At 52.0% G+C, this 10,036-nt stretch carries 11 protein-coding genes; 4 read left to right on the plus strand and 7 right to left on the minus strand.

What is annotated here, in order from left to right:
- The 4 genes from mnmG to HMPREF3050_RS00900 form a co-directional block, all read right to left on the minus strand.
- Positions 1-1,885 (minus strand): tRNA uridine-5-carboxymethylaminomethyl(34) synthesis enzyme MnmG (gene mnmG, locus HMPREF3050_RS00885; protein WP_070773141.1); only part of this gene is annotated, 1,885 nt, incomplete at its 3' end.
- Between the two features lie 1,338 nt (positions 1,886-3,223).
- Positions 3,224-3,553: an FKBP-type peptidyl-prolyl cis-trans isomerase gene (locus tag HMPREF3050_RS00890; protein ID WP_003743612.1), complete on the minus strand. Its 330-nt coding sequence runs from the start codon at positions 3,551-3,553 to the stop codon at positions 3,224-3,226.
- Positions 3,554-3,713: 160 nt separating this feature from the next.
- The gene (locus HMPREF3050_RS00895; protein ID WP_045073446.1) at positions 3,714-3,974 is read right to left on the minus strand and encodes a hypothetical protein; all 261 of its coding nucleotides are present in this window, start codon (positions 3,972-3,974) and stop codon (positions 3,714-3,716) included.
- A gap of 344 nt (positions 3,975-4,318) precedes the next feature.
- Complete coding sequence (locus HMPREF3050_RS00900) at positions 4,319-4,501, minus strand: DUF2061 domain-containing protein (RefSeq protein ID WP_070773142.1); 183 nt, start codon at positions 4,499-4,501, stop codon at positions 4,319-4,321.
- A gap of 129 nt (positions 4,502-4,630) precedes the next feature.
- On the opposite strand from HMPREF3050_RS00900, the gene HMPREF3050_RS00905 reads away from it, so the two are divergent.
- Positions 4,631-5,581 carry a D-2-hydroxyacid dehydrogenase gene (locus HMPREF3050_RS00905; RefSeq protein ID WP_003779689.1) on the plus strand — a complete coding sequence of 317 codons (951 nt, stop codon included), beginning with the start codon at positions 4,631-4,633 and terminating at the stop codon, positions 5,579-5,581.
- 262 nt (positions 5,582-5,843) lie between these two features.
- Here the strand turns inward: HMPREF3050_RS00905 and mnmE are convergent, their stop codons facing one another.
- Positions 5,844-7,208 (minus strand): tRNA uridine-5-carboxymethylaminomethyl(34) synthesis GTPase MnmE, encoded by a 1,365-nt coding sequence (gene mnmE, locus HMPREF3050_RS00910; RefSeq protein ID WP_070773143.1) that lies wholly within the window; start codon positions 7,206-7,208, stop codon positions 5,844-5,846.
- Between the two features lie 138 nt (positions 7,209-7,346).
- Positions 7,347-7,577 (minus strand): helix-turn-helix domain-containing protein, encoded by a 231-nt coding sequence (locus HMPREF3050_RS00915; RefSeq protein ID WP_049225085.1) that lies wholly within the window; start codon positions 7,575-7,577, stop codon positions 7,347-7,349.
- 102 nt (positions 7,578-7,679) lie between these two features.
- Here HMPREF3050_RS00915 and HMPREF3050_RS00920 point away from each other — a divergent pair, with 102 nt between their 5' ends.
- Positions 7,680-8,120 (plus strand): PH domain-containing protein, encoded by a 441-nt coding sequence (locus HMPREF3050_RS00920; protein ID WP_070773144.1) that lies wholly within the window; start codon positions 7,680-7,682, stop codon positions 8,118-8,120.
- A 164-nt stretch (positions 8,121-8,284) separates the two neighbouring features.
- Here HMPREF3050_RS00920 and HMPREF3050_RS00925 read toward each other — a convergent pair whose 3' ends face one another.
- Positions 8,285-8,560, minus strand: a complete 276-nt coding sequence (locus HMPREF3050_RS00925; RefSeq protein ID WP_003762327.1) for a hypothetical protein — start codon at positions 8,558-8,560, stop codon at positions 8,285-8,287.
- Positions 8,561-8,783: 223 nt separating this feature from the next.
- Here HMPREF3050_RS00925 and HMPREF3050_RS00930 point away from each other — a divergent pair, with 223 nt between their 5' ends.
- Complete coding sequence (locus tag HMPREF3050_RS00930) at positions 8,784-9,209, plus strand: CopD family protein (protein ID WP_049228039.1); 426 nt, start codon at positions 8,784-8,786, stop codon at positions 9,207-9,209.
- Between the two features lie 63 nt (positions 9,210-9,272).
- Positions 9,273-9,737 carry a CYTH domain-containing protein gene (locus HMPREF3050_RS00935; RefSeq protein ID WP_070773145.1) on the plus strand — a complete coding sequence of 155 codons (465 nt, stop codon included), beginning with the start codon at positions 9,273-9,275 and terminating at the stop codon, positions 9,735-9,737.
- The last annotated feature ends 299 nt before the right edge of the window (positions 9,738-10,036 follow it).

Here is a 10,036-nt window from a genome sequence, read left to right on the forward strand (position 1 = left end):
CCTTAAACCCGCGCTTCAAATGCACCATCAGCAATGCCACCGCCGCAGGCGTGACGCCGGAAATTCGGCTTGCCTGTCCGACGGTTTCGGGTTTGTGCTGGTTGAGCTTTTGCTGCACTTCGGCGGATAAGCCTTTGATTTTGCTGTAATCGATGTCGTCGGGCAGCTTTAAGGTTTCGATGTCGCGGCGGCTGTCGATTTCTTCGTTTTGGCGGTCGATATAGCCTTGGTATTTGACTTGGATTTCCACTTGCTCAATCACGTTTTCAGGCAGCCTGCACTCGGGTTCTGCGCCTTCGAGCGTCATCAGTGCGGCGTAGTCGAGGTTCGGGCGGCGCAGGAGGTCGTGCAGGTTGGCTTCGCGGCTGAGTTTTTGCCCGAACACGCGGATTTGTTCGTCTTCGGCGAGTTTTTGCGGCGTGTACCATGTTGTTTTCAAACGTTGGATTTCGCGTTCGATAGCTTCGCGTTTTTCGTTGAACATGCGCCATTGCGCTTCACCTACCAAGCCGATTTTGTGGCCGTCTTCGGTCAGGCGCATGTCAGCGTTGTCTTCCCTGAGTTGCAGGCGGTATTCGGCGCGGCTGGTGAACATGCGGTAGGGTTCGTTCACGCCTTTGGTGATGAGGTCGTCCACCAACACGCCGAGATAGGCTTGTTCGCGGCGCAGCAGGAGCGGGTCTTGTCCGCGGACGTATTGCACGGCGTTCGCGCCTGCGAGCAGGCCTTGTGCGGCGGCTTCTTCGTAGCCGGTGGTGCCGTTGATTTGTCCGGCGAAGAAGAGGCCTTGGATGGTTTTGGTTTCGAGGCTGGCTTTAAGGTTGCGCGGGTCGAAGTAGTCGTATTCGATGGCGTAGCCGGGGCGCAGGATATGGGCGTTTTCAAGGCCTTTCATGCTGCGCACGAGTGCGATTTGGATGTCGAACGGCAGGCTGGTGGAAATACCGTTGGGGTAGTATTCGTTGGTGGTCAGGCCTTCGGGTTCGAGGAAAATCTGGTGGCTGTCTTTGTCGGCAAAGCGGTTGATTTTGTCTTCGATCGACGGGCAGTAGCGCGGGCCGACGCCTTCGATTTTGCCGGTGAACATGGGGCTGCGGTCGAAGCCGCTGCGGATAATGTCGTGTGTTTTCAAATTGGTATGCGTAATCCAGCAGGACACTTGGCGCGGGTGCATATCGGCGTTGCTGCGCACGGAAAAGACGGGCACGGGCGTGTCGCCGGGCTGTTCGGTGAGCCGGGAGAAATCAATCGTGCGTCCGTCGATACGCGGCGGCGTGCCGGTTTTCAGACGGCCTTGCGGCAGGTTCAATTCGCGCAAACGTCCGCCCAGCGATTTGGCGGCGGGGTCGCCCGCGCGGCCGCCTTCGTAGTTTTCCAAACCAATGTGGATTTTGCCGGACAAAAACGTGCCTGCGGTCAGCACGACGGCGCGGGCTTTAAATTCCACGCCCATCGCGGTGATTACGCCGCTGATGCGGTCGCCGTCGAGCGTGACGTCGTCAACCGACTGCTGGAAAAGCTCCAGATTTTCTTGGTTTTCCAGCATCTCGCGGATGGCGGCTTTATACAGAATGCGGTCCGCCTGCGCGCGCGTGGCACGAACCGCCGCGCCTTTGCTGGCGTTCAGACGGCGGAACTGGATGCCGGATTTGTCGGTGGCCAACGCCATCGCACCGCCGAGCGCGTCGAGTTCGCGCACGAGATGGCCTTTGCCGATGCCGCCGATGGAGGGGTTGCACGACATTTGTCCGAGCGTTTCGATGTTGTGTGTGAGCAAAAGCGTCTGCGCGCCCATGCGTGCGGCGGCAAGCGCGGCTTCCGTGCCTGCGTGGCCGCCGCCGACGACGATGACGTCGTAGGTTTTGGGGTAAATCATGTGGGTCATGTGTGTCAACGTGCCTAATGGTTTCAGACGACCTCTTTTCTCTGACGGAGGTCGTCTGAAAATATAATGAATTCAAAAATAAACGTGGAATTGTACGCTTTTTCGGGGGGATTTGACAGGTGGAAAGGCGCTTGCGGGTACGGGATGGGAAAAAGGTCGTCTGAAAACCGGTGTAGAGCGGGTCTCTCTAAAAAACCGAATCTCAAGGTTTTCAGACGACCTCGTTTCAACCTGCAATCTACCCCCTCTCCCGTCCGGCGGGAGAGGGCTGGGGAGAGGGCGGCTCTTAGGGCTGTACGAATTTGCTTTTACCCTAAACCCACAAAGCCACCCCCATCTTGGCCTTCCCCTGTCAGACGGGGGAAGGAACAGGTTGCCTTGTTGCAATCCGTAACGTGGGCTTTGCCCACGAGATAAATAACATACACGGTTTCCCGATTCAGGTTATCAGACTGTGGATTTCGTGGGCAAAGCCCACGCTACCTGAGTTATTCCAACCCTGTGTTGATTGAATAAATAAGGTCGTCTGAAAACGGGTGTAGAACGGGTTTCTCTAAAAACCCGAATCTCAAGGTTTTCAGACGACCTCGTTTCAACCTGCAATCTACCCCCTCTCCCGTCCGGCGGGAGAGGGCTGGGGAGAGGGTGGCTCTACGGTTGGCACGAATTTGATTTTATTACCTAAACCTACAAAGCCACCCCCATCCTAACCTTCCCCCGCTAGACGGGGGAAGGGACAGGTCGCCTTGTTGCAATCCGTAGCGTGGGCTTTGCCCACGAGATAAATAACATACACGGTTTCCCGATTCAGGTTGTCAGACTGTGGATTTCGCGGGCAAAGCCCACGCTACCTAAGTTATTCCAATCCCGTGTTGATTGAATAAATAAGGTCGCCTGAAAACGGGTGTAGAACGGGTTTCTCTAAAACCCGAATCTCAAGGTTTCCGACGACCTTGTTTCAACCTGAAACCTACCCCCTCTCCCGTCCGGCGGGAGAGGGTTGGGGAGAGGGTGGCTCTTAGGGTTACACAAATCCGATTTTGCCTAAACCCCACAAAGCCGCCCCCATCCTAACCTTCCCCCGCCGGACGGGGATAGGAACAGGTTGCCTTGTTGCAATCCGTAACGTGGGCTTTGCCCACGAGATGAAAGCAAATGAGATTATTGTCTGACATGGTTAGACAGCAGGTTTCACGGGCAAAGCCCACGCTACAAATTTGGTTTGTCCCAACCCGCTTGGATTAAACAAAAAGGTCGTCTGAAAACCTCAACATTCGGTTTTCAGACGACCTTTTGCTCTTTTTCAATGTAGAAAATCCATCCCAACGCCGTCAGGCATTATTCATAAACTTTCAACAGCTCTACTTCAAACACCAACGTCGCATTCGGCGGAATCACGCCGCCCGCGCCGCGTGCGCCGTAGCCCATTTCGGCGGGAATGGTCAGCTTGCGTTTGCCACCTTCCTTCATGCCGCCGAAACCTTCGTCCCAGCCTTGAATGACCTGACCCACGCCCAGCGTAATCGTCAGTGGCTGACGGCGGTCGAGGCTGGAGTCGAATTTGGTGCCGTCTTCCAGCCAACCGGTGTAATGTACGGTAATTTCCTTGCCTTTCACGGCCTCTTTGCCGTGGCCTTCCTGCAAATCTTCAATAATCAAACCGCTCATGTTTTATCCTTTCATAGCGTTTTCAATCAGTTAACAATATCGACTCTTCGATATTCCGCGCTGAAGGGTATCATAGCTGCCGTTTCCGATAAAGCAAAAGGTCGTCTGAAAACGGATGGGTACGTTTTCAGACGACCTTTCAACTTCAACCGATGGGCAATCAATTTGAGCCGTTTTGCAACGAACGGGCATAGGTGTCGTTGTAGCCGATGTCGGTGATTTCGCGCACACCTGTGGCAGGTGCGGTGAATTTCACGCGGTCATCATCTTTACGCATATCGTGCGCGTCGTGATATTCGACTTGGGTTAAGCCTGGAATGGGGCCGGAGTCGTTGGCATGATTCCATTCGGGAATGCGGCTGTCGGCGAAAGATGTGGCGGCGGCAACGGCGATGAGGGAGGCGAAGAGTGCTTTTTTCATGATACTTTCCTTATGATGTTGAATATAAAAGATGAACTGCATAGGCGTTCAAGCGATGGAAAGCATTTTATTGATTTCGTTTTGATTGATAAATATCTATTTTATTGAAAGAATATTTACCAATAAGAAACAATATGCCCTAGCCAGTTTTCAGACGACCTCCAGTCAAAACTTATCCACAATGGTGCAGCGACGTAGCCCATTCTTGTTTCACGGTTTTATAGTGGATTAAATTTAAATCAGGACAAGGCGGAAGCCGCAGATACAGTACAGATAGTACGGCAAGGCGAGGCAACGCCGTACTGGTTTAAAGTTAGGCGAGGTAACGCCGTCCTGGTTTAAAGTTAATCCACTATATTTTTTTCGTAGCGTCGCCATGCCTGTTCGTGGAAATAGAGAACGACGGTGTTGGCAAGCGGCTCGACCAGCGCGACTGCGCTTGAGATGCCAATGCTGCCGGTCAAAATATAGGCAACGCCGAACGCGGTGGCGAAATGTAAAATGGCAAAGGTCATGGTTTTAATCATGATGGTTTCCTGATATGGTGATGTCTGTATGATTCGGATAATAACCATTCTCAACTACGCCGTATCTTTTGAATATTTTATCTGATGTTAGCTTATTTTAATCATTATTTTATTTTTGATAGGTGAAATATGAATCCACTGTGCATTGCCGTTCTCGACCGCGACACGCTTGCCGACCGTCCGTTTGACTTTGATTTTCCGCATACTTTAAGCAGCTATGGTTCGACTGAGGCGCATCAGACCGCCGAGCGCATACAGGGCGCGGACATCATCATTACCAACAAAGTCGTGATTTCCGCCGAACACATCGCCGCCAACCCGCAGCTCAAACTGATTGCGCTAGCCGCGACGGGCGTCAACAATGTTGACCTTGCTGCCGCCAAGCAAGCGGGCGTGAGCGTGTGCAACATCCGCGCTTACGGCAATGAATCCGTGGCGGAACACGCGTTTATGATGATGATTACCCTGATGCGCAACCTGCCTGCCTATCAGCGAGACGTTGCAGCAGGCTTGTGGGAAAACTCGCCGTTTTTCTGCCACCTCGGCGCACCGATGCGCGATTTAAACGGTAAAACACTGGCGATTTTCGGTCGCGGCAACATCGGACAGACGCTGGCAACTTATGCACAGGCGTTCAAAATGAAGGTCGTGTTTGTCGAACACAAACACGCCGAAACCGTCCGCGACGGCTACGTTTCCTTTGACGAAGCCGTCCGCACTGCCGACGCGCTGTCGCTGCATTGCCCGCTCACGCCGGAAACGGCAAACATGATAGGCGAAGCCGAGTTGCAACAGATGAAGCCCGGCGCCATCCTCATCAACTGCGGGCGCGGCGGCTTGGTTGATGAAGCCGCTTTGGTTGCGGCGTTGAAATACGGCCAAATCGGCGGGGCAGGTTTTGACGTGTTAACACAAGAGCCGCCGCGCGACGGCAACCCTCTGCTGAAAGCTCGACTGCCCAACCTCATTGTCACGCCACACATTGCATGGGCAAGCCAAGAGGCCGCCAACCGTCTGTTTGACATCCTTGTGGACAACATCAACCGCTTCGTCGCAGGCAATCCGCAGAATCTGGTTTGATGCCGATAACCCTAGTCCTGTTGATAATTTTGTGAACAATTTAAAAGGTCGTCTGAAAATTTTCAGACGACCTTTTGTGTATATTGATAGTTTTCAATGAATTAGATTTGGTTTGATTGAATTGGGATGAAGTTCAAATTGTGGATAAGTTGTGAGCAATCCGTGGATTTCGTCAAAAACCAATGCTTTCAAACGGCAAAGGTCGTCTGAAACCTGAATCTTGGTTTTCAGACGACCTTTCGCGTATGGATAAGGGTTAATCTTATTTGCCGATGCAGAAGCGCGAGAAAATCACGCCCAGCAAATCGTCGGCGGTGAATTCGCCGGTGATTTCGCTGCACGCGTTTTGGGCGAGGCGCAGGTGTTCGGCGAAAAGCTCGATTTGGTTGTTGTTGCAGAGGGCGGCGTTTTCCAGCTCAGCTTCGGCTTCGTGCAGGGCGTTGAGGTGGCGGCTGCGGGCGAGGAACAGGCTTTCGCTTTCGCCCTGCCAGCCGACTTCCTGCAACAGCGCGTGTTTGAGCAAATCGAGACCCGCGCCGGTTTTGGCGGACAGGCTGATGACGGTGTCCGCGCCGGTTTGCGCGAGGCCGTCTGAACGGACGGCGACGGGTTCGCCGGTCAGGTCGGCTTTGTTGTGGATTTCGATTTTTTTCAAACCTTCGGGCAGGCTGTTCAAAATGGCTTGGGTTTTGGCGTTCACGCCTTCGCGCGGGTCGATGAGAATCAGGGCGACATCGGCTTCGGAGACGGCTTTGCGGCTGCGCTCGATGCCGATTTGTTCGACCACGTCGTCGGTTTCGCGCAGGCCAGCGGTGTCGATGATGTGGACGGGTACGCCGTCGAGGGTGATTTGTTCGCGCACGGTGTCGCGGGTGGTACCGGCGATGTCGGTTACGATGGCGATGTCGTCGCCCGCCAAGGCGTTGAGCAGGCTGGATTTGCCGACGTTGGGCGCGCCGACGAGGACGACGTTCATGCCTTCGCGCAAAATCGCGCCTTGTTCCGCGCTGGCGAGCACGGTTTTCAGACGGCCTTGCAGGACTTGGAGCTTGCCGCGCGCGTCGGCAGCTTCGAGGAAGTCAATGTCTTCTTCGGGAAAGTCCAACGTGGCTTCGACCAACATCCGCAAAGTAATAAGGTCGTCCACCAGCTCGTGTATGTGTTGGGAAAACGCGCCTTTGAGCGAACGCAACGCCATGCGTGCGGCGGACTTACTGGAGGCGTCGATAAGGTCGGCGACGCTTTCGGCTTGGGCAAGGTCGAGCTTGTTGTTGAGGAAGGCGCGTTTGGTAAATTCGCCCGGTTCCGCCATGCGCGCGCCCAGTTCGAGGCAGCGCGAAAGCAGCATGTCCATCACGACGGGACCGCCGTGTCCCTGCAATTCAATCACGTCTTCACCGGTAAAGCTGGCGGGGGCGGCGAAGTAGAGCAGGATGCCGTTGTCTATCGGCTGCCCGTCGCCGCCGAGAAAGTCGGTGTAAAGCGCGGTGCGCGGTTTGGGCGTTTTGCCGCCGCTGAGGGTTTGCGCCAAAGGCAGCAGGTTTTTGCCGGAAAGACGGATAACGCCGACGCCGCCGCGTCCGGGTGCGGTGGCGATGGCGGCGATGGTGGGTTGGGATGCGGACATGGCTGGCTCGTATCGGGAATTTAATGAGCGGTATTATATAGTGATTTCACAATGATAAAGGTCGTCTGAAAACCTTGATGTCGGTTTTCAGACGACCTTTTTAGAAGATTGGTCATGTGGGCGGACTACTTGAACGGTTCAGGTATTTTTAATTTCTGAATCATCCGGCAGCAGGTCGTGTATGGAACAGTTTAAAGCAGAAGACAGTTGATACAGTTTATCGACCGTTATGTTGACCTCCCCCCTTTCTATTCTACCCATATAGCTTCTGTCTATATCGGCAAGTAAGGCTAAGTTTTCTTGGTTGATATTGGACTGTTTGCGGATTTCTCGGATTTTTATACCTATCAAAACACTGATTTTACTCATGAGATTTGTCTTCACAAATCTCAAAATATCCAATTTTGACGCTTATTTATCCACGGATTATAATCCGTATTTTTGGAAAATACCTAATGTGGAGAACGTCAAATGGCAAGTTATATTGAAAGCTCTTTAGGGCGGAGTGAACGTATTGTTTATAAAGCGCAAGTATCGTGGCTGTCCCAATTCGGACGATTGGTATTTGGTGCATTGTTTGCACTGTTGATAAGAGAGATTCCAATTATTGGAATAATCGGCATATTGTTCATTATTGTGGCTGTGCTGAATGTCATGACAACGGAGCTTGCATTGACCAATAAAAGACTGATTGCCAAAGCTGGCTTTATCCGTCGGCAAACAATTGAACTAAATATAGATCGTGCTGAAAGTCTTTCTGTAATTCAAGGTTTTTGGGGCAGGATTTTCAATTATGGCTCCATAGTGATCAGGGGGACGGGTGGCAGTCATGCTCCGATTCCTTATATCGCCCGACCGATGGAGTTCCGCCAACAATTCAATGACTTTATAGATAACGAAAAATCAAATTGAAGTAAAACCGCCTGCCGTTTGAGGTGGGCGGAAATGGTGGTTTTTATTTTATATAGCAAAATCGTAAGAAAATATTTCTATCGATTCGAATATGAAAAGGTCGTCTGAAACCCGGCAAATGGTTTCAGACGACCTTTTGATGTATTTTTTCCGAAAGGAAGGAATCAGCGTTTTTTCTTAGCGTTTTTCTTTTCGGCGGCGGCAAGGCGCATGGCGACGAATTCGACCATCAGTTCTTTTTTCGTCCAGAAGAAGTTTTTCATTTTTTCCAGAGAATAGATTTTGCGCACCATCATGGGCAGGCCGGCATGGATGATGGCGGCGACTTCGCCGTTGCGGGTTTCGTCTGCCATGGCGGTTTTGAGGTCGGTCTGGTTGGCGGCGAGGTAGTCGCCGAGTTGTTTTTGAACGCTGGTGCTGATTTCAAATTGCTTAATCATGTTTTCTTTCCGTTTTGTGTTTGTTCCGCGAGGTATGGCGGCTATTGGTTTTAATTACATGTGCATTTTAACAAAGTTTAATTTTATTGCATATCAACTGTTCGAAATTATGACGTGATTTACAATTTTTCGGGCGTAAAACAGACAGTCGTTGACATAAAGAAAACAGCCGCTGCGGTTTGGCGGGTAAAATATGCGTTTTCGAGCATGAGGTCGTCTGAAAATGTATTTGTGGTTTAAGCTCTTGCATGTGTTTTTTGTGATTTCGTGGTTCGCCGGGCTGTTTTACCTGCCGCGGATTTTTGTGAATCTGGCGCAGGTTGAGGCGGCGGAGCAGCCGGTGGAATATGAGCGGCTCTCGGCGATGTCGCGGCGGCTGTATAAGTTTATGTCGCCGTTGGGATTCGGGACGCTGGTGTTCGGCATTTTGATTCCGTTTGTTACGGGCTGGTGGGGGCAGGGCTGGCTGCATGTGAAGCTGTTGATGGGCCTGCTGCTTTTGGCTTATCAATTTTATTGCGGCGCGCTGCTTCGCGGCTTTGAGGAAAAACGCAATACGCATTCGCACAAGTGGTACAGGGTGTTTAACGAAGTGCCTGTATTGATGATGGTCGTCGCTTTGTATATGGTGGTGTTCAAGCCGTTTTAAGGTGTGTGCGAAACCTGCAAAACCTGTTTTCAGACGACCTTCTTTTATATTGGAATCAAACAGATGACTATTGAAATCGAACGCCGCTTCCTGTTGAAAAACGATGACTGGAAGCGCGAAGCCTCTGCGCCGCAAGTGTTGCAGCAGGGCTATTTGAGCGTGGAAAAAGAGCGCACCATCCGCGTGCGCATTATTGACGACAAGGCTTGGCTGACTTTGAAAGGCTATATTTCGGATGTCAGCCGCAGCGAGTTTGAATACGAAATTCCTTTGGCGCACGCGCGGCAGATGATGGAGACGATGTGTCCGTTTAAGATGGAAAAACACCGTTATCGGGTGGAATTTAAGGGCTTTGTGTTTGAAATCGACGAGTATTTCGGCGACAACGCGCCTTTGGTGGTGGCGGAGGTCGAGCTGCCTGCGGAAGATACGCCGTTTGAAAAACCGGACTGGCTGGGCGAGGAGATTACGTCGGAAGGAAAATTTACCAATGCGTATTTGAGCAAGCATCCTTATTCGACTTGGTAGGCGGGTTGGGGAATAACGGTACGCCGCTGATACTGGACGCGGATTGTAGCGTGGGCTTTGCCCACGAAAAACGGCTTGGTTGATTGTCTGGTTCGGGATTTGATCGGCAGATTCGCGGGCGAAGCCCACGCTACGGATGGCTTAATTTAATTCGCTATATCGGCTGTTTGAGAATCACAAAGGTCGTCTGAAAACTGTTTTTCAGACGACCTTTGTGATTTTATTGATTCATCGCATCGCTGGCGGACGGTTTGACAGCAGACCGCCTGAGACCTTTGCAAAATTCCCCAAAATCCCCT

The sequence above is a fragment of the Neisseria sp. HMSC065D04 genome (assembly GCF_001815675.1).
Classification (GTDB): Bacteria; Pseudomonadota; Gammaproteobacteria; order Burkholderiales; family Neisseriaceae; genus Neisseria.

Coding starts and splice junctions, on each gene's coding strand:
- HMPREF3050_RS00890 (WP_003743612.1), bottom strand. CDS start 3,553: ATGAGCGGTTTGATTATTGAAGATTTGCAGGAAGGCCACGGCAAAGAG.
- HMPREF3050_RS00895 (WP_045073446.1), bottom strand. CDS start 3,974: ATGAAAAAAGCACTCTTCGCCTCCCTCATCGCCGTTGCCGCCGCCACA.
- HMPREF3050_RS00900 (WP_070773142.1), bottom strand. CDS start 4,501: ATGATTAAAACCATGACCTTTGCCATTTTACATTTCGCCACCGCGTTC.
- HMPREF3050_RS00905 (WP_003779689.1), top strand. CDS start 4,631: ATGAATCCACTGTGCATTGCCGTTCTCGACCGCGACACGCTTGCCGAC.
- mnmE (WP_070773143.1), bottom strand. CDS start 7,208: ATGTCCGCATCCCAACCCACCATCGCCGCCATCGCCACCGCACCCGGA.
- HMPREF3050_RS00915 (WP_049225085.1), bottom strand. CDS start 7,577: ATGAGTAAAATCAGTGTTTTGATAGGTATAAAAATCCGAGAAATCCGC.
- HMPREF3050_RS00920 (WP_070773144.1), top strand. CDS start 7,680: ATGGCAAGTTATATTGAAAGCTCTTTAGGGCGGAGTGAACGTATTGTT.
- HMPREF3050_RS00925 (WP_003762327.1), bottom strand. CDS start 8,560: ATGATTAAGCAATTTGAAATCAGCACCAGCGTTCAAAAACAACTCGGC.
- HMPREF3050_RS00930 (WP_049228039.1), top strand. CDS start 8,784: ATGTATTTGTGGTTTAAGCTCTTGCATGTGTTTTTTGTGATTTCGTGG.
- HMPREF3050_RS00935 (WP_070773145.1), top strand. CDS start 9,273: ATGACTATTGAAATCGAACGCCGCTTCCTGTTGAAAAACGATGACTGG.